Here is a 26,328-nt window from a genome sequence, read left to right on the forward strand (position 1 = left end):
TATATTTTACGTTCGTTATTTTTTTAGATGTAAATCGTAGGCTCCTGCCACTTCTGTAGAAACCTCTCCCAGCCATCCAGCTTCCTGATTGATTCCGGTGTATACTTTTACGAAATCTATTCCCGGAAGCTTCACATATTTTCCGTTTTTGTCAACCGCCCATGAAATATCGATATTGGAAGCCTCATCATTATTGGGGGCATTATCCGCATATCCAAATTCATAAGATTTTCCTACCCAATAGTTTCCTACTCCACTCTGGTCATAAAAATTATCTTTAAGCCTGGTCCCTGTAAAACTGTAAGAAGCATCTGAAAGCCATAAAGGATAGTAACTCTGTGAATGGAATGCATTTTTTGTTTTAAATCCTGTGTTCCCAAGATTATCCTGCCATTTGATATATTCTATATCTGTCTGCCAGCCGTCATTTCCCGGAACGGGAGCTTTATTTTCATTAGGTTTGAAGTAAGTAATATTATAATTTTTGGTCGTCGTATTTTTAAAGTACTCACTGCCTGCAATTTCGTACCACTCATCATCATCAGGTTTTCCATTTTTATTTTTATCATAGGCTACCATAATAATTCCTGGTTCACAACTTCCGGATCGAGGATCATTAGCAGAGTTTCCAAAAAATGCATTGCCTAATATTTTAAAATCTCTTCCCTCCATATTAGGAATGGTATGATCGAAACCAAACACTACCTGTCCTCCGAAACCTCCAAGGCTTATCATGGAAGAATTAGAACCTACCAGATAGTCATTGGCTTTTTTAATCATATCTGCTGCTGTATTGCCCAAATCATATTCTGGAATTTCATTCATAAACTGTCCTACTGCCGGACGGAAGTCAAAAACTTTGGAAATGTATTTACTTAATGTTCCAGCTTCTTTAGTGACTCTGATTTTAGAATGAAAAACTTTATCGCTTCCTACTTTTAATGTTAAAGGATAAGTAGCGGTCTTTGTGCTGATAAATTCCAGTTCGGAATTCTGGGAGATGATAGAGTCATTAATGCTCCAGGTAATGTTTCCTGAAATATTGGTAGGAATACTCAATACCCTGAAACGTTCAATGGTATAAGCAGTATCTAATCCTTTAAATGTGGGAGGTATTACTTCCGGATCAGTAGGAACCGGTGCTGCAACCTCATCATCATGCTGACAGGACGCAATCATTCCTGCAAATAGAAGGGATAAAAACCCAGCTGTTAAATAATTAATAGTTTTTTTATTCATGTTGATCAGTTTCATTTAATTATATAAAAAGGCAAAATGGGCAGGGATATTTCCACCTTCGGTTTTCCATTTAAAATGTCCGTTTTTATCAAAACAGTATACAAATCCCATTGATACGTAGTTTCGGGCATCTGTCATATAAATATCTTCTGTAATTGGATTGACTGCGATTCCGTAAGGTGTTTTAATGATGGATTCGTATTCTTTATCAATAATCCTATTGGAAATAACCTGCTCAGTCTTTACGTCTATGATTCCAAATGTTTTTACATAAGCATGGGTATTATAATTGAATTCATTTCCGTAGTAATACAACTTATCATTCACGATGGTCATTTCACTAACGGCAATATGAAAGTCTTTCTTTATCACTCCGGTTGCTGCATCTACCAGGTATAAATTGGAAGGAACATTATAATAATCTCCTCTTGAACTCACATACAGATCTCCGTAATTGTCTTTTTTAAGACGGTGAAGGTTAATGGCAACATCAATTTTTTTCTTTTCTGTAAAAGTGTTCAGATCAATTACAGAAACAGTTCTATCATAATTCGGAACCATGTATCCTCCGGAATTGGCAACAAATAATTGATTTCCCACAATTTCCATTTCTTCGGGCTGGTATCCTACTGTTGCTGTACGCTGGATGGAAAGGGATACAGTATCTATTTCTGCAACTTTACCTTTGGGAGCCAGCGGATTGATATCTACAGGACCGGCATAGCTGCTGGCATACGCTTTTCCATCCTTGAAGGTCATGTATCTGCAATTCTGTAAATAAATTGATTTGATATGCTTGGCAGTCTTAGCATCAAGAACTTCGATGGTATTGGAAACATTGACCACAATATATAGCTTACTTCCATAGATTTTAATATCATTTCCTACGTCTCCCAGTTCTTTTAAAACATTCGGATTGATCTCGGAATAAATATTCCGATAATAGGTGCCTTTAGTATAATCAAAAAAATCAAGGGTGCATTTATTGCTTCCCATATTTCCTTCATTCAATACATAGAATCCTTTTATTCCCGTGTTTTCAACAGGGTTAAGCCCTTCCACAACTTCCATAGGAATAAGAATCTCATCGGTACGACAGGAAACAAGCGTTACCAATGCAAAAAACAAGAAATAAATATTTAGCTTTCTCATAAGGTGAAGTTTAAAGTGAGTCTGAAATTTCTTCCCGGCATAGGATAGTTTTTTACCACATCATAATATTGGTTAAAAACATTGTTCATTTCAAGGTTGATTTTAAAAGGATGCCCTGCCAGTCTCAATTTTCTCTGAACAGAAAGATCGTGGGTATACCAGGGCTGAATAAAATTGTACTGAATATTATCCAGCTGTCCATCATACCTTTCTCCTACATAAATTGTACTGTAGTTGAAGCTCCAGTCTTTATAGTCGGCCATTAAGGTAAAAGATCCACTATGCCTGGGTGTATAAGGGATTTGTTGTCCATAATAGGTTTCTGTCTTCCCTTCACTAATCGTTTTATCTTTCGCTCTCTGGTAGGTATATGCTAATAATGGTTTAACTTTTACATCTCCAAACATTAATTCGGTCTGAATGTTCACGTCTGTTCCGATGATTTCGACCTTTCCAAGGTTCAGCATCATCCATCTAAACATATTGGTAGTAGGGACAGCAACAATTTTATCTGTTACCTTGTTATAATAACCATCAACTTTTATATAAAGTCCTTTAAATAAAGAATGATCGTATCTTTTCTGATACGTAAACCCTACATCATACTGATGGGTAAACTCGGGTTGCAGATAAGTATTTCCTACGCTGGTATAATACAGATCATTAAAGGTTGGTAATCTGAAGATATTTTTATAGAATGCCCTAAGCGTAAGTTCCGGTATTGAAGTCGGCTGGTAGCTCATAAAGAAGGCTGGTGTAAATTCTCTTCTGTCATCAGGTCGCTTGTTCATTCTTACCTCCTCAAAGGTAAATGTCCCTAAAAGGCTTCCTAAGAATTTAAATCTGTTCCACTGATAGGTTGTAGCCAATGCAACAAGAGTTGTATAACGCGTAGGATAAGAAAAGTCACGTAAATCAGCATCAAGATTATTATACTGAAAGTCCCCACTTAAACTCACATCCCAATTTGAATTGATTGTATAAATATTGGAAGATGAAAGATAAACCTCTCGTTGGATATAAGTATTTTTTGCGGGATAAACTGCCTGAGATAATACTGTATCATTAAAATAAGTATAATCATAAGCAAACTTCGCCTTCAGCTGAGTTTCAAGCTTAGGAAACAGCTTTTTTCTGAAATTGGCCTGTACAAAATAGTTTTCATCAAGCATTCTTGCACCTCTTGCTTTAAAACGCTTCTTTACAATAGGTGCCGGAATACCACGGTTTGAAATATAACCGTATCCACGGATATTCCAGCTTCCGTTATTTAAAGTTCCATTAATAGCGGTTTCAAAGCGCTTTGCCTTAATATCAGAATCATATCTTTTGGAAATGGTATCAGCTGCTGTAGTACCGTTTGGGAATTTCCTACCATAGTAAAATTTGTAAAGGCCATCACTTTGGAGAAATTCTGCACTGACGCTTGCTGAAATTCTTTTTGAAATTTTTTGTTCTAAACGGAAGGAAGGGTTAAATAAATCAATAGAAGCACTTTTTGCTCTGATCAGAAGATTGGTTTTCTTACCGCCGGTGAATGTTGGTGTTTTGGGTTGTAAATAAATGGATCCCGATGACCCGAAATCTTTGGCAGGTTGGAAAATTTCACTTTTCTGACCGTTGTACAATGAGATTTCTTCAAGATCATCCAAAGAATACCTTCCTAAGTCTACCAATCCGTTTTGAGCATTGCCAAGCTGGATTCCATCATAGAAAACACCTACATGCTGACTTCCCATACTTCGGATATTGACCGTCTTCAAACCACCCATTCCGCCATAATCTTTAATCTGAACTCCGGCAAAATATCTCAGTGCATCAGCAACAGAATGACTGTTGAGCCGTTCAAGCTCTTCGCCTTGTAAGACCTGAGCAGGAAGGATTTCTTTAAAATTCTTTTTGTAAATATTGACAGTCTTTATAGCTTCTCCTTTAATACTGTCTTTTTTATGAGTCTGAGAAAACAGGAATTGTGAGGTTAACACGAATGCCGTGAAAACAATTTTATGGAATTGAAATGTAGTTAGTTTTGCTATCATTAGCTCATTCATGGATCATGATGACGCTAATGGATATAAGAAAAGCAACGACAAAGCACAGCTGTCACTGCACAGAATCATTGTTGTCCTAAGCTTTATTCCACGAAAGCGTCAAACGTTTATTATTTCTGGCAGGTCTTCTGACTTACTCCGTTTTTGAAATCCTTCCCATTCCTAAAAACAGTGGATCTATTTTTCAAAAACTTTGGTGTGGAGCTTACAGCAGCGGGTCTGTTCCGGATTTTCACAGGATTCCCTTTTAAGAGCTTATTATGGCTCACCAAATTCCGGCAAAGATATAAAATTCTCTCCAGATACGATGGCATGCAGAATAAAATGATTATCAATGCATAAACATGAAAAATCCCGTTAGGTTTTAACGGGATTTATAATCAATTTAAACAATTAATCCATGTTGAATCTCTCTATTCTACTTAATGGGTATTGTTCACAAATTCACGATCGCTCAATGTTTTCATAAATAAGATAAGATTGATTTTCTCCTGTTCTGTGAGAGGAATTCTGTTTCCATTATTTTTAAAGGCAGGGTCAAGATTATCAGCACCCAAAACTCCTTTATCAAAATAATCAAGCACTGCTCTTAAAGTCGGGAACTGTCCAAAACTTCCATAAGGCGCAGTATACTCTACATTTCGTAAAGAAGGGACCCGGAAACTCATATAATCTGTCGGAATACCAGTCACTCTTCCACGTCCAGCTTCATTGGTATCCGGATTTACAGGAAACCCGATATTTCTAAAGCTCTGATCAGTAAAAAGCTCTGTACTATGGCAACTTGCACATTTCTCCTGAAAAGTTTGGTACCCTTGCGCTTCATTTGCTGTAAAATTATCTTCTTTCCTTTTTACCTTATCATACTTACTATTGGCAGAAATTAAGGTATATTCATACTGTGCTATACTTTTATAAATTCTTTCTGCAGTAATAGTTTCGTCTCCAAATGTTTTTCGGAATAAATCTTTATATGCCAGATCATCTTTTATCTTTCCTATCACTTCCAGAATAGAAGACCCCATCTCTTCATGGGTTATAATAGGAACCAGCGGCTGCTTTTCCAATTCAAGAATATTACCATCCCAATTGTAAAATTTCATAAACAGCATATTCTGAATGGCAGGAACATTTCGTAGTCCTACTCTATTCTTAATCCCTACTCCCTGGGCATTATTGTCTGCAAAGGCATTCCCCTGAATATGACAACTCGAACAGGAAATTGTATTATCTGCACTGAACCTTTTCTCATGAAATAATTTTTCACCCAGCTCTACTCCATATTGGGTAGGCTTATTAGAATTGGCCGAACCATTTAGTTCTGGGAATCCAGGCGGAATATTGAATGGAATTTGTGGATTATCATAAGCAATAGGCTCATAATAATCATTATTACAAGAGATTAACAGAATGATAATGGCTAAAATGCTTAATAATTTTTTCATTACTACAGAGAACAGCCTAGTTTTCAACACCACTCACTGAAAACATTCCAGAAATATCACTCGAACCGTTTCCTCCCAGGTTATCAACAAATTTTATCATTTGATTAGCGGTATGAATATTCGGGGTTGCATTACCATCTGATCCTGATCCTGTTCCTGTAACTAATACAATCGTATTAATTTTTCCTGTCAACAGCTTATCAAAATCAGCTTGAATAGTAATTTTAGGAGCTTTGTTGTCCACAATGGCATTGTTGGGAAGATTTAAAGTAACTTCTCTGTAAGCATCTACTCCCTGGGTAAAATTGCCTTCTGACCCTTTTATAGTGCTTCCGGTATGAATAGACATCTGTTTATTATCTGTTCCATAAAAGCCTTCAATTTTGGTGAACCGATACCCTGCTCCCCATTCCCACATCATTTGGGTATCATTGGCTCCTGCTGTTGCATAGAACTTTGGAAATTTCACCTGATCCAGTACATTCAATTCTCTTTTTACTCCTAATCCGAATTTGATCCTTTTATATTCTCCCGCGGGTATATTACTCAGTAAATAACGAAGGGTTTCCGGTTTTGACTGGTCAATTACCGTAGCTCCCTGATCCAGATCGTTAACTTTATAAGGAATTTCATTGCCATCTGCTTTTACCAGACGAATATTGCTTATCACATACTTCAATTCTGAAAAATGGTGAACCTGTCCTTCTGCTGAAGTATTGGTAGTAGCTGTTACGGAAGTAGCATCACCAAGAACAATGGTTCTGTTTTTAAAGGTATTATTGAATTCAAGTGTTACATTATTGGCAACAGGGTTATCATCACTATTCTGACATGAAATGACTCCTAATGAAAAAGCTGATAATAGTAGATATTGTTTTAAGCTTTGCATTTTAAAAATTTTAAGTTGTTGTTTTAATTAAAGTTTTTATGATCCTTAAAAATTGAATTTTAAAGATGTGAAGATGTTACGCCCCATTCTTGGGATATTTCCCCAATCTGCATAGGTGCTGTAATATTTGTTCAGCAGGTTTTCGGCTCCTACCTGAAAAACCGTTTTAAGTTTTTTAATTTTGAAAGTATAATCCATGGAAAAATTCCAGACAGCGTAAGCTGGTGTTTGATCTTCTCCATATTCCGGGCTGTAATTAAGCTGGATACAATCTCCATGTACAGAAGTCTGAATTCCAAAATTACGATGGGTATAATGTAAAGAGGTCAGATAGCTCAAAGGGCGGATGAAAGGTAAGTTTTTTCCTTTATCATCTCTTCCTCTTGCATACGTCAGTGTTCCTTTCCAATGTAGATCAGGGATAATGCTATAGCTTGCATTCAGAGACATATTAAAAAGTGTTGCATGATCCAGGGAAGTATAGGCCTTCACTCCTACCGATTGATAATTCATAGGGCTTCCCAGACTTAAAATTTTCCCAATGATGTAATTCTGAATATAGAAGTAATTTACCTTAGCTTCAATACTCAATTTTTCATTTTTAAAACCTGCACTGGCATTGGTTTCATAAGAAATTTCATTTTTCAGATCAGGATTTCCAATGTAATCATAGCGATCAAAGCTATTGTAGATATAATAACCATATCCTTCTGAAACGGAAGGTGCTCTATGCCCATAGCCTGTACCTACAGAAAAGCTAAAGTGATTCTCTGTAAATTGATACCCTGCATGTAAGCTAGGAAGAACTCTTGTTTTTTGTTGAGATGCTCCCGGATGAAAAATCCAGTTGAATTCTGCATATTTGGACTCATTATAGTTCAGTCCTAAGGATCCGCCGAAACTCAAAAGGCTTTTATCAGATATATCCCATTTATTATTCATCGAGAAACTGGCAAAACGGGTGGTAACCCAAGGCCAGCTATAGGCAAACATTGTTCTGTTCTTACGATCCTGCGGATACATGCGCATTTCTGCAATGGATACATTATTGTATGCATTAAGCTCTATGTCTGAGGTATACCGTTCTTTTTTAAGATTCACCGAAGAAACCAATCCATACGTAGTACTCCATCCCGGCATATCCATGTGAACAAAATTTTCAGGACGTTTTGTATCATCCATATAATGCTCTATGGTATTGAAATAGATTTTTGTATCCCAGGATTTAATCAACCCTTCTTTAAACAATTGCTTATAGGAAGCTGATGTAATCATCGCTCTGGAAAGCCATAAATCCATTGTTAATGCAGGGAATCCAACATTTTTTGCCATATCGAAAATGGCATCCACTCTCACTGAAGATAAGGGACTTGTCTTGTAAGCGATTCCAATTCCGGTATTGAACTTATTATATTGAGAGTGATTCACTTCAGCATCATTCCCGTCATAATAATTACCTGCTTTCCGAAAGGAAATATTTCCATCCACCACAAGCTTTTTCCCGGAATAAGATATATTTCCAAGATTGAAAACCTGTTTATTGTTGAACTCAAAGCCTGTCTGATAAGCTCCACTCCACTTCTTTTCAAGACCAAAAGGTGTACTTTTTCTTTTCAGGTCAATACTTCCGGCTACTGTTGCCCCATGAGAACTCCCTTCCTGACCTGATTTTATATCTATCGCTGAAAGCGTATTGCTTTCCAAATAGGAAGTAACCGGGTCCATTTTATCGGTGCATGCCCCAAAAATGCGCATCCCATCAAGAGTAATGACAGATCTTTCCGTACTCATATTATTGAGTAAGGGCTCCCAAGCATATGCTCCGCGTTTTATAAAGCTTATTTTGTCAGAAGATGCTAGAAATTCATCTACTGAAACGGCCATTTTTATATCCGTTTCAATCTTCTTTTTATTGCTTTTTACTTTTACCTCAGCTAAATGAGCAATACTATCTTTTCGTACTTTTCTGTTTTGGGCATTGATAATAACTCCCAAAAAGATTAATATAATTCCAAACTGCTTCATGAAATTAGAATAAAGTATCAATAAAAAGTTCACTTTTACCGCCCGGAACACCTGGTGTAAAATCAGTAGAAACCTTAGTTCCTTTGATGATTTTGCCATTTTGGTTCAGCATGATAAAATTTAAGGTCCAGTTTCCTGTCATGGTATAATTGACAATACCGTGATACAATCCGTCATTCCCTTGTATTAAATCCCGATTATTGGGAGATGAATGATTTCCCATGGAAGGTTCCGGCATTCTTGGATCCAATTGCAGAGTATAGTCCTTCACTTCCGAATAGGAAAACTGTATAGGATCGGGAAAATTCCCTGTAGATACAGCAGGCTTATTGTATTTATAGATTCCTGCTATCAAGCTGTTTTCTGCAACTTTCGGTTTTTGAGGTGCAATAAGTGCAATACAATATTGTTCACCGTCATTTCCCGTAAAAGAGGTCATATTAAGATTCTTATTCCCCTGTTCATTCACCGCGATATCTTTATTGATGGCATATGTCTTCTGGTTGACCGTGAAACTCAAATAAAGCTTCCAATTTGCCAGGGCATTGCTTTTATCCGTAAATACGGAATACCCCAAATAGTACTTACCATCTGGCTTATAGTTCAGCATGTATTGATAGGGACATGAAGTTTTGCTTCCATCACCTTTCGTCATGATGGGTAAAAAAGTAACTTCCGAAGCATTGATATTTTCATTCGTCTGAGTATTGATGACCTTTACTCTGATTTCATTATATCCTTTATAAAATGTTCCGTTTAAAGTTTCAATACTTATTTTATAATGATCTTTATTTACAGCTGTTGCTTCTTTAAATTCATAGAGTTCCGGAACAGCTGTATTGGTTTCATTTTCGTAATCTGTTTTGTCGAGGGTGCAGGAAACAACCATCAACAGTGCACTCATTACAAAAAGTTGATACATTTTCATTGTTGATTTTTTTAGTTGATAATACAATAGAAATACTTTGAATGTTAAAACATCCTCTTTTACCACAAAAGACACAAAGATTATATAACACTTAAGTTATTTAAGAGGTATAAATGAATTGTTGAGAAATACACTTTGGCTTTATGAAAATCAAATATTTTCAAGTTTTATGAACTGTATAAGCATAAGATTCCAAGCCTATTTACAATCTGCTAAATAAACTTTGGTGACTTCTGTGGTTAATTTCTATAAGTGAATAGTTGAATCCTAAAAAATAGGTGGTTTGAAAATGTGTTTCAGAAACAGAAAAGAATAATCTGTTTCGTAGAGAAAATTGAAATTGGAAACAATAATTTTTCCGGTGATAGCAACTTCTACAATCTCAGGCAGCGTGTACATATCAAGAATTTTCTGTCCTGAATTCTTTGCTTTGTTGAAAGGAGTAGATTCCGTATCAGCATTGGTTTTTGCCAGCTCTTTGCTTAAGTAGCATTTTCCGTTACAGTGAACTTCCGGTTTGCTTTTATTGACACAAAGCGTGTTGACAATATAATTATAATTTACAGCATACTCAACCAAAGGGATCAGAGGTCTGAACACCATATAGCCAATAAAGAGTATGCTGTAAATTATTTTCATTAATTATTTTTTGCTTAAAGCTTCATCATATCTTTTGCTGACTTCTTTCCAGTTCAGCACATTCCAGATTGCAGAAAGATAATCTGCTCTCTTGTTTTGATATTTCAGGTAATAAGCGTGTTCCCATACATCTATTCCCAGAATAGGAGTTCCTTTTTCTTCTACAATATCCATCAATGGATTGTCCTGATTAGGGGTAGAGGAAACGAAAAGTTTTCCGTTTTTATCCACGGCAAGCCATGCCCATCCTGATCCAAAACGGTCTGCACCAGCTTTACTCATCTTTTCTTTGAAAGCATCCAGACTTCCGAAAGTTTCGTTAATAGCCTTTGCTAATTTTGCAGAAGGTTGAGTATTTTTCTCCGGAGTAAGGATAGTCCAGAAAAGCTCGTGGTTATAATGTCCTCCCGCATTATTTCTTACCGCAGGACTTAGCTTGGAAGTTTCAGAAAGAATCTTAAGTAAAGATTCTTTTTCCTGTGGAGTTCCGGCAATGGCTTTATTCAAGTTGGCAGCATATGCAGCACCATGCTTTGAATAATGAATTTCCATTGTCTGCGCATCTATTGATCCTTCTAATGCATTATAAGCATACGGTAAAGGAGTTTGCTTAAACTGAGCCAGTGTAAACTGAGCTGCTAATACTGCTCCTAAAGCAGCAATTTTCATAATCTTCATAATGTTTTGTTATATGGTTAAACAATATTTTACTTTAGAATGGAAGCTTGAGGCCGGAAGATAGAAGTACTTGAAATTTTAAAAACAATTAAAGAATTGCTTAACGATCAATACTTCCAGCTACCTTTCTTCCCTCTAATTTAATAACTTCTTAATATCCTCAATCAGGATTTCTCTATCCGGATGATATTTTCCATTTAGCTTCGGATTTTTTCCTTCCGGATCCTCATAATTCAATCCTGAATAATAAAGAATCGGCATATTTTCTTTATTATACCTGCAACGAATGTTCCCTTTTTCATCTACCAGGGCAATCATTCCACTATGATTAAGACTTTCCGCATCATCTTCTTTGTCTCCGACATAGATATTGAACTGATCTGCTAATTTACCGATATATGTTCTTTCACCAGTCAAAAAATGCCAGTTAGGAGATGTAGCCCCAATCCTTTGAGCATGTTCTTTCAAAGCTTCAGGAGTATCATTTTCCGGATCGATACTGATAGAAATAATACCGAAGTCAGGATTATTGATCTGGTTTTGAACGGCCTTCATATTCGTATTCATCACCGGGCATATCGTAGGACATTTACTGAAGAAAAACTCTACCAGATACACCTTTCCCAGCATATCTTTATTGGTTATTTTTTTACCATTCTGATCTGTCAGTTCAAAATCAGGAACCTTCATCACCGTATAAAGATTCTTTTTAAAGTAACTCATTCCCACTCCTATCCCTAAGAAAAGTAAAGCAAAAATGGCAATCGGAATAATAACCTTAGTCTTATTATTTTTTGGCATAGCTTTCAGGATTTTTTTTGAATTCATCTTTACAATACGAACTACAAAAGCCATATACCTTAGCTTTATATACTGCAGTATCTTTTAAAGAGCCTGCCGTTTTCATGTGACAAATAGGATCTTCTTCATTCACTACCTGGACATTCTTTATATTTTCCCCTGAAGTGCTCATATTCATTTTATGTTTGACCTGAGGTTCTTTTGTACACGACAACAGGACTATTGACAGCAAAGCCGTCAAAATAATTGGAAATTTCATTTTAATGATTAATTAAAATTAATACTATTGAGTAAAATTACGGAACTAAACAATACATTAAAACAACCATACGATTCGTTGAAATCGCATAAAACCAATTAAAAAGGGCTTTCAGGTAAATCTATAATGAATTGTTTACAACCATTTTAGCTTTAAACTAAAATATTAGTTCAATATAAATATTAAACTAAAGGAGGGTGGAATATCCTTGAAAAATATTCTGTAGAATAGGAATCAAAGTAATCTGAAGCCGGAGCTTTACCTAACGGTTCAGGATCTTTTTTATTCGGGAAAGAAAGGATTTCATTAGAGATAAAAACATCCAATCCTGCAATCTTTACCGTTTGTGAAGTATTGGACTGCTTTTCTGTTTTTGCCAGTTCTTTCTCCACATAACACTTTCCTTTACAGGTAGACTGAGGGACTCCTCTGTTTTCACAAAGGTTTTTCACAATATAATCATAATTCACGGCATAGTTTACCAAAGGCAGAACAGGACGTACTGCAACCGTAAAAATGATAAATATGGAAATAAATAATCTCAATTCTTCTGTTCTGTAGTTACAAATATACTACTTCAAAACTGTTTTATCTCTCATTTATGATGAATGTCATTAATGAGTCTTTCCAAAGAGTTTTTAAAGATTATGCGAATTATATCTGCAATAAAATTGAATCCTGTCTATTTAATCGCCACCAATACACAAATTATTTACTTGCATAAGTCTATGGATCTACGCGTTTAAAAAACTGTTACCTAATAAATCCATAAAACTGTATCTGTTCTCATTGTGATATTATAACGACCTTTGGTTATTAGGCTTCAGAATCTATCTCATGATCCAAATCAGAACTGCTACCATAGAAGATGCACAACATATTGCACTACTGGGAAGAATAACCTTCACAGAAACATTTTCGGACTATTTCCGTGATCCAAAGGATCTATTTGATTATTTTGAACGAACCTTCAGTGTAGCTAAAATCAGGAATAGTATTCAGAATCCTAATAATAAATTCTGGGTTGCGTTCTGGAACGAACTTCCGATTGGATATGCCAAACTAAAAGTTAATTCTCCAACAGCGTTTATTGATTCTACCGCTGTTTCTCAGTTACAGAAAATTTATGTACTGAAAGAGTTTTTGGATAAAAAAGCAGGAAAGGCATTGATGGATGAACTGATGGATTCTTTTGAAAGGTCTGAACAGCAATATATCTGGTTATCCGTTCTGGATTCTAACGAGAGAGCATTACATTTTTATGATAAAAACGGCTATTCCAGAATTGGCGAGCATCAGTTCAGTATAGGGAAAGAGGATTTCAATTTCTTTGCCTTATCAAAACAAAAAATTTAGTTCTTTATAAAAGTTTAATCTTGTTAAGCTCTGTTGTTTTTTTCGACAGGGCTTTTTCTTTGTTGCTATTTTTGTTGGAGTACGCAAGGACGCGAAGAGTTTTTAAAAGATTGTGTTTTAAGGCGCTAGGATTTTATCTGCGATAAAATTGAAAACTGCATATTTTGATGCCAAGGATACATAAATAATCTTACTTACGCACAAAGCCTATGCATCCATGTGGTTAAAAAAAATTAAAACTCATAGATACATAGAAAAGACTTTTTGAAAACAAAATCATTTTATTCTTGCATTAGTGGCAAATTAGGAAGTTCCTCTTACTGAAAATCTTTGATTTTCTTGCGCCTTAAATATGTATATTTAGGTAGAAACCTTTGCGTTTGCGTATTCCAACAAACATTTTATTAATATTCATAAAAAAAGACCCTGCTGTAGTCAGCAGAGCCTTCATTAATATAATATAGTTGTATGTTTTTTGGTCTTTAAAACTTCATTCTCTGAATTCTTACTGCATTTAAAATAGCCAGTAAAGCAACTCCTACATCAGCAAATACAGCTTCCCACATTGTTGCTAAACCTCCTGCACCAAGCACAAGAACTACCGCTTTCACAGCAAAGGCAAGGATAATATTCTGCCAAACGATCTTTTTCGTTTGTTTACCGATATTGATGGCCATCGGAATTTTACTTGGCTTATCATCCTGAATAACAACATCTGCCGTTTCAATAGTAGCATCACTTCCTAAACCTCCCATCGCAATTCCTACATCGCTTAAAGCCACTACCGGAGCATCATTCACTCCATCTCCTACGAAGGCTACAGTCTGATTTTTGGCTTTAATCTCTTTCACTTTATTCACTTTATCCTCTGGAAGAAGATCTCCGAATGCATTATCAATTCCCAGCTGATCGGCTACATATTTCACAACAGTCCCTTTATCACCACTCAACATGGTGGCTTTTACTCCCATTTTATGAAGATTATCCACGGTTTCTTTAGCATCTGCTTTAATGCTGTCTGCAATGGTAATATAACCTGCAAACTTTTTATCATACGCTACCGCAATAAGTGTGTATACAATATTAGCATGGTTAATATCATAGCTGATATTGAACTTATCCATTAATTTAAAATTCCCTACCAGAAGTTCTTTCCCATTGACGGTCGCTTTTAATCCATGCCCGGCAATTTCTTCTACATTTTCCATGGGAATGGAATAATTGATATCTCCTACATAATTGTGAATGGCTGTGGCTACAGGGTGTGTACTTTTACTTTCCAACAGGTTAACCAGCTGCATGATTTCGTCTTTATTGAATGCAGCATTCATACTTACTTCCTGAACTTTGAAAACACCTTCTGTCATGGTTCCGGTTTTATCCATCACCACATTCTGAATTTCTGCGATAGCATCCAGGAAATTACTTCCTTTAAGCAGAATCCCATTTCGGCTGGCTGCTCCGATTCCACCAAAATAACCTAATGGAATAGAAATTACCAGGGCACAAGGACATGAAATTACAAGGAAGATCAACGCTCTGTACAACCAATCTCTAAATTGATAATCACCAACAAAGAAATAAGGTAAGAAAGTGATTCCTATGGCCAGAATTACAACAATTGGGGTATAAACTTTTGCAAATTTTCTGATGAATAATTCTGTAGGTGCTTTTTGAGCGGTTGCATTCTGAACCAACTCTAATATTTTACTTAATTTACTATCTTCATAAGCAGTAGTTACCTTTACAAGAGCAATACTGTTCATGTTAATCATTCCTGCCAATACTACTTCACCTTTATTTTTGGTATCCGGCTTACTTTCACCTGTTAAAGCAGCTGTATTGAATGATGCTGAATCAGAAAGCAGTTCTCCGTCGAGTGCAAGCTTTTCACCTGGTTTCAGTTGAATAACATCACCAATTTTTGTTTCTTTAGCTTTAATGGTTTTAGGCTGATTATTTTCCATGATCGTAACCTCATCTGGTCGTTGATCCAATAAAGCCTTGATATTTCCTTTGGCTCGGGTTACCGCCATCGACTGGAAAACCTCTCCTACTGCGTAAAAAAGCATTACCGCAACACCTTCAGGATATTCTCCAATGGCGAAAGCACCAATAGTAGCGATACTCATCAGAAAGAATTCTGAAAACACATCTCCTTTAATAATACTTTTAAAAGCATCTTTTAATACTGGAAATCCTACAGGGAGATAAGCTGCCAGGAACCATACTAAGCGCACCCATCCTGTAAACCAGGCAGGTTTTATATAGTTGTCAAAAGCGATTCCTAATAATAAAATTACAAAAGATATAATCGCCGGAAGAAACATCTGAAAGATGCTCTGATCTCCGGTGTCATGGGAGTGACCATGTCCGTCGTGGTCATGATTATGTCCATCTCCTTCTGAATGATTATGAGTATGTCCTTTTGGATCTTTTTTTTCCGGGGTTGTACTACAGCATTTTTCCATAACTGATATTTTTATACAAATTTAGGGGTGAGACTGATGCAATGCTATTGCAAACTTTCAAGACAATTTTCACAGATTCCTTTGGCAAAGAGCCTTATTTCATCAATCCGGAAATTGGTTTGTATGTTTTCCGGAAAGGAAATATCTTCTTTACAGGTTGTCTGCTTACATATTTTACAATAGAAATGGAGATGCCAGTCTTTATGTGTTTTTTCATCACAATCATCATCACACAATTTGTATTTTGTAGTCGTATTTTCCTGGATGCTGTGAACAATTCCTTTTTCTTCAAAGGTTTTTAATGTTCTGTAGATGGTAATTCGGTCTGCATTCTCAAAGTGATTTTCTATTTCAGACAAAGACAGGGCAGCGTCCTGCGAGCTTAAAAAATCATATACCAAAATCCTCATACTGGTTGGCTTGGTATTTTTATCAATGAGTTTGTTTTCTATATCTTTTTTCATTTTTAATCTTTTAAAATATTACAGATGTACTTCATTTTCTTCGTACCCTTCCTCCTCGATCTGAAAAGTCGTATGGCTTATTTTAAAATTTTCAACAGTGGTATCCGTCAATGTTTTTAATAATTGGTTCGGAGAGACTCCCTTATCTTTAACAACGTGAGCACTCATTGCATTCACACTTGAAGTGAGCGACCATACATGCAGATCGTGAACATTCTTCACTCCCTGAACCTGTTCCAATGATTTTCGTAATTCATGAATATCTACGTCCGTTGGTGTTCCTTCCAACAGTACATTGATAGCTTCTTTCAACAGCCTCCATGTTCTTGGAAATATCAATAATCCGATGGCTGCAGAAATCAATGGATCCGCATAATACCATCCTGTTGTCAGCATAATAATTCCTGCAATCATTACTCCAACAGAAGTGAGCATATCCGAGAGTACTTCAAAATACGCTCCTTTCATGTTCAGACTTCCTTCTGAATCTTTTCTAAGGATCATCATTCCGACAATATTTACCAATAATCCTATTCCTGCTACAATCAGCATGGATTTACTTTGTACTTCCGGTGGATTCTGAAACCTTCTATAGGCCTCAAATAATACATATATTGAAATTCCCAGCAAAACAACAGCATTAATAACCGCAGCTAATATTTCGGTACGGTAATATCCATAAGTTCTGGAGGGATCTGCTTTTTTTTCGCCAATTTTTATGGCAATAAATGCAAGCAATAGTCCTACAACATCGGTGAGCATGTGGGCGGCATCCGCTAGTAATGCAAGACTATTGGTAACAATTCCGCCTATGACCTCAGCAATAAGATAAGTTCCGCTAAGACATAGTACAATCAACAGATTTTTTTTATGTCTGCTTGCTGCGGAGGGAGTTTGTATTTGTGTTTTGGTATTTTCCATAGCTAATGACTTAATTACATTTCATAATAGGATGTATTTTCTTTTTTCAAAGGAACGTTTTGTTCACCAATCATTTGTCTGATATTGATTTCTATGGTTTGTGCCAGAGAAGTCATTGGGGTGTCCACCGGTCTGTTTTCAAATGGGTCCTGCATCATAATAGACGTTTTTTCTATGGTAATAAATACAATCGGAACCAGGAAAGTAACAAGAATTTCTACAATCAGCTGTGAGTCATCTAACCCAAATGGAAGGATTATCGCAAATACATAGATCAAAGTATGAACTAAAACACTATATGATCTTGGAAAAACGGTATTCTTTAATCTTTCACATTTTCCCATGCTGTCGCAAAGTCTTGTCACCATATCATTCAACTGCATCTGTTGGAAATCCGTCAATTTTGAATTTCCTATTTCCTTAAGCTGTCTGGAATGACCATCCAGAAGGGCATTGGGAATATTAACAGCATTGATCTGGTTTTCTTTCAAATAATTCTGAACTTTATCTGAAAAAGGCTGTTTTCTCAATGATTCTCCTAACGCATACGTCCAGATGATCTGCCTTTCTGCAAAATCTCTGACCGTTTTATGATCTTCCGCCGGCAAAAACTGAATAATCTGTCTAACAAATGTTCTGGAATCATTCACAATGGCTCCCCATACCGTTCTGGCTTCCCACCATCTTTCATAAGACTGAGAGGTTCTGAAAGCCAACAGTAAAGACACCGCCGTCCCCAAAAGAGCAGGAATATTCAGAGGAAGTGAAATCTTCCGAAACCACGGCAACATATCCAGAAGTCCGATCGCTATCGCAAATATTCCGATGAACAGAATTTGTGATTTTATTTCACGAATGAAATACCAGACTGATATTTTTTTGTTTAATAACATAATTCAATTTTTTAATTGATTTTACCTTGTATTTTCCAGATAGAATGTTCTTGTTTTAATTATTTTAAGGACGATATAGATGAGCATGGTGACAATACAGCCAATCATAAAAATCATATTATAATGATCGTGCTCTTTAATCCACTCGCCAATTAAGTCAAAGACCATAAAAATTAAAAAAACAGCAAAAAGTCCATTTTTTTCTTTCTTAATTACCTTTTTGATACTGAATGATAACCTATTGCTAGTAAACCTCCCTAATTTAGGAATAAAAACCGGTACTTTATCTGCCCAGGCTCTATAATTATTTCCAAATTTTCTTTCAAGAAACTGCTCTTCGGCATAAATGATTCTTTCGTAATAGATCCAATAGAAAAGGATAAAGGATATGATAAACCAAATATTTTCTGTCATAAGTGCAGGTCCCAGCCACATAAAAAAATTACCTAAATACAGAGGGTTTCTTACCATACTGTAGATTCCGGTAGTATTAAGGGTATCGGCAACCTGCCCTTCAGCAGTATTTCTTCCTGAGGTATTTTTGGGAGTATACCCCACAGTATATATTCTGATTGCTAAACCTACAAGGCTCACGAGTAGGAACAGAAATTCATAATAGATGATACAGTCCGATGTTTTCTCCTGCAAATTGGTTTGAATAAAAACAATTAATCCTACAAATAAAATTCCTATCGGAAGGAAACTCCGGTATTTAAATAACCAGTTCCCTTGTTTTTCAAGTTCTTCTTTTAAGGCCATTTTTTTAATTCTATTTTATTATTAATGTTCGTGCTCTCCTGAATTCACTAATTTGGCATTCACAAAAAAGGCAGATTTCACTACTATTTTAGCGTTATCCGGAATATTCCCAACTGGAGTAATAGCAGTATATCCCATATCCGAAGTTCCTTTCACTACTTCTATTTTTTCAAAGTTTAAAGTTTTAGAATGTGGTTTTCCTTTTTCGTCATGTTCTTCCTCCATTTTTTTATCAGTCTGAATAAAGACATAGAATTTCCCGTCTGCCTCTACGATGGCTTCGGTAGGAACAGCAGGTGTTGTGCTCTTATCAAGGCTTACAATCCCGGTAATATTCATTCCATCGATCAATCCGGCTTTATTTCCGATCACTTCGCAGTGCATTGAAATGGTTTTGCTCTCATTTTCAAAAGAAGAGCCAATGCTATAAATTTTTGCATCGTATTCTGTTTCGGGATTATTGGTCAGTTTGAAATGCACAATCTGTCCTACTCTCATCTTTGGAAGATCTTTCTCAAACACCTGAAGATCCAGGTGAATAGAACCGTTATCAATTACTGTAGCCACAGGAGATGAAATATCTACATAGCTTCCTATCTGTGCCGTTATCCCACTAATTGTACCACTGATTGGGGCGGTAATTACCAAACCGGACCTCATGTTACCATTGTTTACATTTCCCGGATTGATTCCCATCATTTGAAGTTGTTTCAAAAGGGACGCTCTTTTGGTTCTTAGGGTTTTCAGTTCTGCATCGGCATTTTGAAGATTTTTCTTAGCTCCGGCATCATTATCAAAAAGCTCTCTTTGTCTTCTGAACTCCTGCTCAGCATAAGTAATTCTGCTATTGGTGGTTAAATAATCTTCCTGCAGTTGAATATACTCAGGATTGGCGATTGTTGCAATCACCTGTCCTTTTTTCACAATGCTTCCTACCTGAATGTTTATTGTTTTAATAATACCTCCATACAGGGAAGTGATGGTTGCTTTATTACTGTTGGGTACACTCAGGAGACCATTGGCCTTAATCGTAGAGGTGAGTTCTTTCATTTCTACTGATCCTAAAACAACACCCACAGATTTCATTTGCTCCTCCGTTAAAGAAGCAATGGTTTGCGGTTCTTCTTCATGCGCAGGTGCTTTCTGTTCTGTTTTTTCAGGAGCTTTTTCTTCTGCAGCTTCTTTTTTTCCGCAGCTTACCGCCAACAGAGAGATGAGTACAAAGGCTATGATATTATATTTGAGTTTCATATTTGAATTTTTATTTATGCTAAGGTCGTATGCAATCGACTTCATATTATTTATTAATGATTGAGTTAATAGTCACTACAGCCTGATTTACCTGCTGAATGGATTCCAGATATTTTAACTGAATATTGGTTGCTGTTTGCAAGGCAAAAAGGTATTCTACATAGGAAATTTCTCCCGTTTTATATCCTAACTGAGCTGCTTTTACAATTTTTTCAGCATTGGGCAGCGCCTGATTGGTATAGTAATCATATTGCTGTATATCTTGCTGGTATTGATTAAAAGCATTTTCCAACCGGGCAGTAAGCTGCTTCTTTTGCATTCTTGCATTGGTTTCCGCTACCTGCTTATCATATTCCAGTGCCTGCATTCTTGCTTTTGTAGCTCCAAATGTCAGTGGAATTGCCACTCCTACCGTTGCCGACTGAAAACGTTTTCCTGAATCATAAAAATTCTCCTGTCCATTGATGGTATGAAAACCTATCAGTGACTGGTTGGTATATCCCAAACTAAAATCAGGCAGCCCTGTTGCTTTCTCAACCTTTTTATTCTTCTCCGCAATTTCCATTTCCTGATAGAAAGCTTTTACTGTAGGATTATTCGCAACTACGCTACTATCCAAAACATTTTCAGCTTTCAGAGGTTCATAGTTGGTATTGAACGGAACTTCCAAATTTTCAGAAGTATTCAGAAGGGTTTTTAAATTTTTATATGCATTATTTAGGTACACTTCATTCTGTCTTAATAACAAATCGATTTCTCCTTTTTGGGTTTCTGCCGTATTGATTTCGATCTTCTTGATATCCCCTGCTTTGAATCTTACGGTTGCAATTCTGATAAATTCATCATAAAAACCGGCAAGATTGGTCAGTTTTTCTTTATTGTACTGAAAATACTCAATCTGATAATAATAAGTACGAACATCTTTAATCAGTTCGTTGATGGTAACTTCTTTATCAATCTGTCTGCTCTTAATATTTTCATTGATGAGCTCTTTTCTGGCTTTAAATAACGTTGGAAAAGGGATACTCTGTGAAATGGCAAAAGACTGGTCAAACTTCGGACTGTTGTACTGCCCTAGCTGCGCATCAAAGCTTAATTTGGGAAGTTCTTTAGCCGTTGGGCGCAAAGCTTCTGCTGATTTAATGCTTAAATCCTTTGATTGTAAGGTTAAATTATTGTTGATCGCCATCTGGACTGCTTCTTCCGCAGAGATTGGTCTGGACTGCGCTTTAAACGTCTGCCCCAGCATCATTAGTCCCAATACTAGAATGATGGTAAATGATTGCATATTCTTATTCTTTCTCTTCAAGACCTTTGTGTTAAAAATAATGTACAGCATTGGCAGAACAAATAAAGTAAGGAAGGTAGCCGTTACCAAACCACCAATAACTACGGTTGCCAATGGTTTTTGTACTTCTGCTCCTGCTCCTGTTGAAATAGCCATCGGTAAAAATCCAAGTGAAGCTACTGTTGCAGTCATCAGAACAGGTCTTAGCCTTGTTTTCGTTCCTTCAAAAACGCGCTTTAAAATATCGGTTTCACCATCTTTTTCAAGTTGATTAAAGGTTCCGATCAGTACAATTCCATTAAGTACTGCAACTCCAAACAATGCAATGAATCCAATTCCGGCACTGATACTGAATGGCATATCTCTTACTAAAAGTGCAAAAACACCTCCAATCGCACTCATTGGAATAGCTGTAAAGATCAAAGCAGCTTGCTTGAATGATTTAAATGTAAAATACAACAACATAAAAATAAGCAGTAATGATACAGGAACTGCAATCATCAGACGCTTACTGGCCTCCTGAAGGTTTTCAAACTGTCCGCCATAGGTAAAGTAATATCCGGATGGTAATTTCACTTTATCCAGTTTGGTCTGAATATCTTTTACCACACTTTCCACATCTCGTCCTTTAACGTTAAAACCTATTACAATTCTACGTTTTCCCTGCTCACGGCTAATCTGTGCCGGGCCAAGTTTATAATTTACATTTGCAACCTGCGACAACGGAATCTGAGCTCCAGTAGCTGAGGTTATCATCAGGTTATTCACATCCGAAATATCGGTTCTGTGAAGACTGTCAAGGCGGACTACCAAATCAAAACGTCTTTCATTTTCAAAAACCTGTCCGGCCGCTTTCCCAGCAAAGGCAGTACTTACTGCATTGTTGACATCTTCTATATTCAATCCGTAATTGGCAATTCTGGTTCTGTCATATTGTACATTGATCTGCGGCAGACCACTTACTCTTTCAATCTGAGGTGCAGTAGCTCCATCCACCGTCTGAATAATCTTTCCAACCTTATCAGCATACACTGCTAACGAATCTAAGTTTTCACCAAATATTTTCACCGCAACATCCTGTCTGATCCCTGTCATCAATTCATTAAAACGCATCTGAATAGGCTGGTTTTTCTCAAAAAACACTCCGGGAATGGTTTCCAGTTTTTCACTGATCTCATCTGCCAGCTCATTGTAGGATTTTTTGGTCTTCCATTCGCTTTGTGGCTTTAAAACAACAATCATGTCGGTAGCTTCTGGCGGCATTGGGTCCGTAGGAACTTCAGCAGATCCGGTTTTTCCGACTACCATTTTCACCTCATCAAATTGTTTGATAATTCTTGAAGCCTGCATTGAAGTTTCTATACTCTGGCTAAGTGAACTTCCTTGTGGCAGGATACAATGGAATGCAAAGTCTCCTTCCTGTAGCTGTGGAATAAATTCTCCCCCCATATTTTTAAAGATAAATGCTGCAATCACAAAAACGGCTACTGTTGCTGAAACAATAATGTATTTAGCTCTAATTGCTTTTTGTAACAATGGTTGATAAACCTTCTGTATTGCATTCATCATTTTATCTGAAAGCGTCTCTTTATGTGAGATTTTTTTAGATAAAAATAATGCACTCATCATCGGAATATAGGTAATGGATAATATCGTAGCTCCAATGATTGCAAAACCTACCGTTTTAGCCATTGGAGTAAACATTTTTCCTTCTACTCCTGCCAGTGTAAGAATCGGAACATAAACAATCAGAATGATAATCTGTCCGAAAATGGCACTGTTCATCATTTTAGAGGCTGCAGTCCCCACTTCCTGATCCATTTGAACCTGGGTCAGCATCCCTTTATTTTTATTGTGAAGCAAATGCAAGGTTGCTTCAACGATAATAACAGCTCCATCCACAATAAGTCCAAAGTCTATTGCTCCTAAACTCATCAGATTGGCACTTACCCCAAAGACATTCATCATTCCCAATGCAAATAACAAGGAAAGCGGAATGGCTGAGGCTACAATAAGTCCTGCTCTTAGGTTCCCCAGGAAGACTACAAGAACAAAAATTACAATTAGGGCTCCTTCCATCAGATTTTTCTCAACAGTACTGATAGCTCTGTCTACCAAATCTGTCCTATCCAAAAATGGTTCAATGACCACATCATCTGGAAGAGATTTCTGAATGGTAGGAATCTTTGCTTTAACATTCTCTACCACCTCGTTACTGTTGGCACCTTTCAGCATCATCACTACTCCTCCTACAGCATCTACTTTTCCGTTATACGTCAAAGCTCCGTATCGAACAGCACTTCCTAGACGAACATCTGCCACGTCTTTCACAAAGATAGGAACACTACCTGTTTCATTTTTTACGGCTATATTTTTAATATCCTCTAAAGAAGACACCAACCCTATCCCTCTGATAAAGTAAGCATTAGGCTTTTTATCAATATAAGCCCCTCCGGTATTTTGGTTATTTTTTTCTAACGCGGTAAATATTTCGGTAATACTTGTTCCCATCGCCTTCAGCCGGTTGGGGTCAATGGCTACTTCGTATTGTTTTAATTCTCCTCCAAAGCTATTGATTTCAGCCACTCCGGGTGTTCCGTTAAGCTGTCTTCGAACAATCCAATCCTGCATGGTTCTAAGTTCCTTGGCATTGTATTTCTTTTCGCTTCCTTTTTTAGGGTGAAGAATATATTGATATATTTCCCCAAGCCCTGTACTTACAGGAGCCAATTCAGGAGTTCCTACTCCTTTGGGAATTTCCTCAACGGCATTTTTTAATTGTTCATTGATGAGCTGTCTGGCAAAGTAAACATCAACATTTTCCTTGAAAACTACTGTAATAACAGAGAGTCCAAATCTTGAAATACTTCTTGTTTCCTGAATATCCGGAACATTAGCAATACTCTGCTCAATGGGAAACGTTACCAATTGTTCCACCTCCTGTCCTGCCAATGTAGGACAAGCCGTAATAATTTGAACCTGATTATTGGTAATATCCGGTACGGCATCAATGGGTAACTTGGTAGCACTCCATGTTCCCCAAATAACCCATACCAAGGTCATTATCCCAATGACAGCCTTGTTCTTGATACTGAATTTTATGATTTTATCTAACACGATTTTTATTTAATTTTATTGAAAATATAGGCATACAGTATAGAATACTGCAGCAAAAATATCATGAAAACCTCTGCAATGGTATTGCAAAGTTTCAAGTAGGCTTAGAAAGCATAACTTTCTAACAATCAATAAAATTAAATTTTAGGAGGCTGCCAGATAGGATCGTATATCTGGTAAGCGAAGTCGTTTTTGTGAAATAAGATTTTCTTTGAAAAATAAGCAGGAATCTGCTCAGGGAGTTCTAATAAAGGATCCATTTTAAATGCAGAAACTGTCATCTGGCAACAGCTGCAAGCACACAATGGTGAGCAAATATCTCCTTGGTCTGTAGAATGAGTCTCAGAAATACTTAAAGAAATACTTTTGTTTCCTGAATTTAATGGATGAGACAAGTCTTCACATGGCATCAATGATAACGCCATGAAATAAATTGCCAGTATCCATCTTAACAGGTTCATTGTTACAAAGGTAAAGATTTTTTATAAAACAGGTAATCTATAGGATTTTAAATATATGACAAAAATTAAAAAAAAATAATCTTTACCGTTTTTTAAAAAACCATATTTATCACTCAATTGTTATTTATTTTCAAAATAAATGCCATACTTCTTAATGTATTCATCACGAAAATATAAAAATCAACAATCTCCGTCAAAGCGCCCGCTACACAAAGTCTCCAGACTTTGAACCAATAAATAATAGTAATTTTACAAACGTTCTCCAAAGTCGGGAGACTTCGGAGAGCAGGAGTCTATAAATGTTTCATCACCTAAACCATATGGAGTTGATGTTGAAATGGAACCTTTTATAAGTCCATCGAAAGTACACTTGGGACAGGCAGCAGGTGGTAATCGTGGTGGTGGATATATAGAATTTACAGTCCCTAAATCGGGGGTAACCCCTACTCCTCATATTGGTGGTACAGGAAATTCTGGCAGAATTCTGATAGAAGGTCGTATGCAATTGGATATAAGAAGTTTGAACCCAAAATATGTTAAACGTTGGTGGTAGCCTTTTTAATGAAAATATGAAAAAAATAAAATTAGAATATAACCTCTGTGTATTTTTATTTGCTTATTTAAATCAAGCAGACTTATCATTACACAGAGCAGGATGGACAAGTATCAGAGAATTGAAAAATTTTTATTCAAATCAGGTAAACCCTAAAGAAGTAGTAAATTTTTTAATATTAAATGCTGATATAAATGTTAATAAATTAGAATATTATTACGGAATAAAAGAGTATGGTTTTAAAAACATCATACTTTCCCGAATAAATTTTTTACTAGGATTTCCTCCTATCTTTCTTAAGGATGAAATTTATTACATATGCAAAAAATTATTAGATTTTGCAGAGATGCTTGAAAAAGACACTGAGGTTCATCCATTGGAAATGGAAAAATTAAGAATAGAGCTATCAAAATTTTCTTTTGATATATTAAGGTATAAAATATCTCATAAAGATTATAGTAAAACATTAAAAATTGAACATTACATGCAACATGATGGGCTACAGGACATTAAAATCAAAGAATTTATAAAAAAGCTTCCTGATTCCCCCGCTGCGCAAAGTCTCAAGGCTTTGAGTAAATAAATAAAAGTAATTTATAAACATTCTCCAAAGCTGGAGACCTCGGAGAGTAGGGTTCTTTGGCGAAAATAATGTTTGTATTATCTTTTGTCAAAGTATATAAAAATT

Annotated in this window: 23 protein-coding genes and 1 riboswitch; of the genes, 3 read left to right on the plus strand and 20 right to left on the minus strand. The window is 36.3% G+C overall.

Annotation, left to right across the window (positions count from 1 at the left end; genetic code table 11):
• Positions 1-15: 15 nt before the first annotated feature.
• The 12 genes from EG344_RS09365 to EG344_RS09420 all read right to left on the minus strand — a co-directional run bounded on the left by EG344_RS09365 (position 16) and on the right by EG344_RS09420 (position 12,651).
• Positions 16-1,239 (minus strand): cell surface protein, encoded by a 1,224-nt coding sequence (locus EG344_RS09365; RefSeq protein ID WP_123909202.1) that lies wholly within the window; start codon positions 1,237-1,239, stop codon positions 16-18.
• 15 nt (positions 1,240-1,254) lie between these two features.
• A complete protein-coding gene (locus EG344_RS09370; protein WP_123909203.1) occupies positions 1,255-2,391 on the minus strand; it encodes a YncE family protein in 1,137 nt (378 codons plus the stop codon).
• A complete protein-coding gene (locus EG344_RS09375; RefSeq protein ID WP_123909204.1) occupies positions 2,388-4,430 on the minus strand; it encodes a TonB-dependent receptor plug domain-containing protein in 2,043 nt (680 codons plus the stop codon). The genes EG344_RS09370 and EG344_RS09375 overlap by 4 nt, the downstream gene beginning before the upstream one ends.
• Before the next feature lie 112 nt (positions 4,431-4,542).
• Positions 4,543-4,730: riboswitch (cobalamin riboswitch) on the minus strand.
• Between the two features lie 134 nt (positions 4,731-4,864).
• On the minus strand, positions 4,865-5,887 hold the full coding sequence (locus EG344_RS09380) for a cytochrome-c peroxidase (protein ID WP_123909205.1): 1,023 nt from the start codon (positions 5,885-5,887) through the stop codon (positions 4,865-4,867).
• A gap of 16 nt (positions 5,888-5,903) precedes the next feature.
• Positions 5,904-6,776, minus strand: coding sequence for an MbnP family protein (locus EG344_RS09385; protein WP_123909206.1), 873 nt, complete (start codon positions 6,774-6,776; stop codon positions 5,904-5,906).
• Positions 6,777-6,821: 45 nt separating this feature from the next.
• Positions 6,822-8,801, minus strand: coding sequence for a TonB-dependent receptor plug domain-containing protein (locus EG344_RS09390; RefSeq protein WP_123909207.1), 1,980 nt, complete (start codon positions 8,799-8,801; stop codon positions 6,822-6,824).
• 4 nt (positions 8,802-8,805) lie between these two features.
• Positions 8,806-9,729 carry a hypothetical protein gene (locus EG344_RS09395; RefSeq protein ID WP_123909208.1) on the minus strand — a complete coding sequence of 308 codons (924 nt, stop codon included), beginning with the start codon at positions 9,727-9,729 and terminating at the stop codon, positions 8,806-8,808.
• Between the two features lie 267 nt (positions 9,730-9,996).
• Positions 9,997-10,368, minus strand: coding sequence for a hypothetical protein (locus tag EG344_RS09400; protein WP_123909209.1), 372 nt, complete (start codon positions 10,366-10,368; stop codon positions 9,997-9,999).
• 3 nt (positions 10,369-10,371) lie between these two features.
• Positions 10,372-11,046: a superoxide dismutase gene (locus tag EG344_RS09405; RefSeq protein WP_123909210.1), complete on the minus strand. Its 675-nt coding sequence runs from the start codon at positions 11,044-11,046 to the stop codon at positions 10,372-10,374.
• Positions 11,047-11,181: 135 nt separating this feature from the next.
• Positions 11,182-11,847 carry an SCO family protein gene (locus tag EG344_RS09410; protein WP_123909211.1) on the minus strand — a complete coding sequence of 222 codons (666 nt, stop codon included), beginning with the start codon at positions 11,845-11,847 and terminating at the stop codon, positions 11,182-11,184.
• Entirely contained in the window at positions 11,834-12,106 is a 273-nt protein-coding gene (locus EG344_RS09415; RefSeq protein WP_123909212.1) for a YHS domain-containing protein, read from the minus strand. Before EG344_RS09415 ends, EG344_RS09410 begins: the two co-directional genes overlap by 14 nt.
• Positions 12,107-12,288: 182 nt before the next feature.
• Positions 12,289-12,651: a hypothetical protein gene (locus EG344_RS09420; protein ID WP_123909213.1), complete on the minus strand. Its 363-nt coding sequence runs from the start codon at positions 12,649-12,651 to the stop codon at positions 12,289-12,291.
• A gap of 292 nt (positions 12,652-12,943) precedes the next feature.
• Here EG344_RS09420 and EG344_RS09425 point away from each other — a divergent pair, with 292 nt between their 5' ends.
• Complete coding sequence (locus EG344_RS09425) at positions 12,944-13,462, plus strand: GNAT family N-acetyltransferase (RefSeq protein ID WP_123909214.1); 519 nt, start codon at positions 12,944-12,946, stop codon at positions 13,460-13,462.
• Positions 13,463-13,944: 482 nt separating this feature from the next.
• Here the strand turns inward: EG344_RS09425 and EG344_RS09430 are convergent, their stop codons facing one another.
• The 8 genes from EG344_RS09430 to EG344_RS09465 all read right to left on the minus strand — a co-directional run bounded on the left by EG344_RS09430 (position 13,945) and on the right by EG344_RS09465 (position 25,087).
• Positions 13,945-15,933: a heavy metal translocating P-type ATPase gene (locus EG344_RS09430; protein WP_123909215.1), complete on the minus strand. Its 1,989-nt coding sequence runs from the start codon at positions 15,931-15,933 to the stop codon at positions 13,945-13,947.
• A gap of 44 nt (positions 15,934-15,977) precedes the next feature.
• Positions 15,978-16,397 (minus strand): Fur family transcriptional regulator, encoded by a 420-nt coding sequence (locus tag EG344_RS09435; RefSeq protein WP_123869652.1) that lies wholly within the window; start codon positions 16,395-16,397, stop codon positions 15,978-15,980.
• Between the two features lie 18 nt (positions 16,398-16,415).
• A complete protein-coding gene (locus EG344_RS09440; RefSeq protein WP_123909216.1) occupies positions 16,416-17,318 on the minus strand; it encodes a cation diffusion facilitator family transporter in 903 nt (300 codons plus the stop codon).
• 14 nt (positions 17,319-17,332) lie between these two features.
• Entirely contained in the window at positions 17,333-18,211 is an 879-nt protein-coding gene (locus tag EG344_RS09445) for a bestrophin family protein (protein ID WP_123909217.1), read from the minus strand.
• Between the two features lie 21 nt (positions 18,212-18,232).
• Positions 18,233-18,970 (minus strand): methyltransferase family protein, encoded by a 738-nt coding sequence (locus EG344_RS09450; RefSeq protein ID WP_123909218.1) that lies wholly within the window; start codon positions 18,968-18,970, stop codon positions 18,233-18,235.
• Between the two features lie 21 nt (positions 18,971-18,991).
• The gene (locus tag EG344_RS09455; RefSeq protein WP_123909219.1) at positions 18,992-20,221 is read right to left on the minus strand and encodes an efflux RND transporter periplasmic adaptor subunit; all 1,230 of its coding nucleotides are present in this window, start codon (positions 20,219-20,221) and stop codon (positions 18,992-18,994) included.
• 46 nt (positions 20,222-20,267) lie between these two features.
• Positions 20,268-24,626, minus strand: a complete 4,359-nt coding sequence (locus tag EG344_RS09460; protein ID WP_123909220.1) for a CusA/CzcA family heavy metal efflux RND transporter — start codon at positions 24,624-24,626, stop codon at positions 20,268-20,270.
• A gap of 137 nt (positions 24,627-24,763) precedes the next feature.
• Positions 24,764-25,087 (minus strand): DUF6660 family protein, encoded by a 324-nt coding sequence (locus EG344_RS09465; RefSeq protein ID WP_123909221.1) that lies wholly within the window; start codon positions 25,085-25,087, stop codon positions 24,764-24,766.
• 337 nt (positions 25,088-25,424) lie between these two features.
• On the opposite strand from EG344_RS09465, the gene EG344_RS09470 reads away from it, so the two are divergent.
• Both EG344_RS09470 and EG344_RS09475 read left to right on the plus strand, forming a co-directional pair.
• Complete coding sequence (locus EG344_RS09470) at positions 25,425-25,640, plus strand: hypothetical protein (protein WP_123909222.1); 216 nt, start codon at positions 25,425-25,427, stop codon at positions 25,638-25,640.
• A gap of 16 nt (positions 25,641-25,656) precedes the next feature.
• On the plus strand, positions 25,657-26,223 hold the full coding sequence (locus EG344_RS09475; RefSeq protein WP_123909223.1) for a hypothetical protein: 567 nt from the start codon (positions 25,657-25,659) through the stop codon (positions 26,221-26,223).
• The last annotated feature ends 105 nt before the right edge of the window (positions 26,224-26,328 follow it).

This window comes from Chryseobacterium sp. G0162 (genome assembly GCF_003815715.1).
In the GTDB taxonomy this organism is placed as follows: Bacteria; Bacteroidota; Bacteroidia; order Flavobacteriales; family Weeksellaceae; genus Chryseobacterium.

What these genes read in the sequence shown, in the direction of transcription:
- EG344_RS09365 (WP_123909202.1), bottom strand. Translation starts at nt 1,239, where the DNA reads ATGAATAAAAAAACTATTAATTATTTAACAGCTGGGTTTTTATCCCTT.
- EG344_RS09370 (WP_123909203.1), bottom strand. Translation starts at nt 2,391, where the DNA reads ATGAGAAAGCTAAATATTTATTTCTTGTTTTTTGCATTGGTAACGCTT.
- EG344_RS09375 (WP_123909204.1), bottom strand. Translation starts at nt 4,430, where the DNA reads ATGATAGCAAAACTAACTACATTTCAATTCCATAAAATTGTTTTCACG.
- EG344_RS09380 (WP_123909205.1), bottom strand. Translation starts at nt 5,887, where the DNA reads ATGAAAAAATTATTAAGCATTTTAGCCATTATCATTCTGTTAATCTCT.
- EG344_RS09385 (WP_123909206.1), bottom strand. Translation starts at nt 6,776, where the DNA reads ATGCAAAGCTTAAAACAATATCTACTATTATCAGCTTTTTCATTAGGA.
- EG344_RS09390 (WP_123909207.1), bottom strand. Translation starts at nt 8,801, where the DNA reads ATGAAGCAGTTTGGAATTATATTAATCTTTTTGGGAGTTATTATCAAT.
- EG344_RS09395 (WP_123909208.1), bottom strand. Translation starts at nt 9,729, where the DNA reads ATGAAAATGTATCAACTTTTTGTAATGAGTGCACTGTTGATGGTTGTT.
- EG344_RS09400 (WP_123909209.1), bottom strand. Translation starts at nt 10,368, where the DNA reads ATGAAAATAATTTACAGCATACTCTTTATTGGCTATATGGTGTTCAGA.
- EG344_RS09405 (WP_123909210.1), bottom strand. Translation starts at nt 11,046, where the DNA reads ATGAAGATTATGAAAATTGCTGCTTTAGGAGCAGTATTAGCAGCTCAG.
- EG344_RS09410 (WP_123909211.1), bottom strand. Translation starts at nt 11,847, where the DNA reads ATGCCAAAAAATAATAAGACTAAGGTTATTATTCCGATTGCCATTTTT.
- EG344_RS09415 (WP_123909212.1), bottom strand. Translation starts at nt 12,106, where the DNA reads ATGAAATTTCCAATTATTTTGACGGCTTTGCTGTCAATAGTCCTGTTG.
- EG344_RS09425 (WP_123909214.1), top strand. Translation starts at nt 12,944, where the DNA reads ATGATCCAAATCAGAACTGCTACCATAGAAGATGCACAACATATTGCA.
- EG344_RS09430 (WP_123909215.1), bottom strand. Translation starts at nt 15,933, where the DNA reads ATGGAAAAATGCTGTAGTACAACCCCGGAAAAAAAAGATCCAAAAGGA.
- EG344_RS09435 (WP_123869652.1), bottom strand. Translation starts at nt 16,397, where the DNA reads ATGAAAAAAGATATAGAAAACAAACTCATTGATAAAAATACCAAGCCA.
- EG344_RS09440 (WP_123909216.1), bottom strand. Translation starts at nt 17,318, where the DNA reads ATGGAAAATACCAAAACACAAATACAAACTCCCTCCGCAGCAAGCAGA.
- EG344_RS09445 (WP_123909217.1), bottom strand. Translation starts at nt 18,211, where the DNA reads ATGTTATTAAACAAAAAAATATCAGTCTGGTATTTCATTCGTGAAATA.
- EG344_RS09450 (WP_123909218.1), bottom strand. Translation starts at nt 18,970, where the DNA reads ATGGCCTTAAAAGAAGAACTTGAAAAACAAGGGAACTGGTTATTTAAA.
- EG344_RS09455 (WP_123909219.1), bottom strand. Translation starts at nt 20,221, where the DNA reads ATGAAACTCAAATATAATATCATAGCCTTTGTACTCATCTCTCTGTTG.
- EG344_RS09465 (WP_123909221.1), bottom strand. Translation starts at nt 25,087, where the DNA reads ATGAACCTGTTAAGATGGATACTGGCAATTTATTTCATGGCGTTATCA.
- EG344_RS09470 (WP_123909222.1), top strand. Translation starts at nt 25,425, where the DNA reads ATGGAACCTTTTATAAGTCCATCGAAAGTACACTTGGGACAGGCAGCA.
- EG344_RS09475 (WP_123909223.1), top strand. Translation starts at nt 25,657, where the DNA reads ATGAAAAAAATAAAATTAGAATATAACCTCTGTGTATTTTTATTTGCT.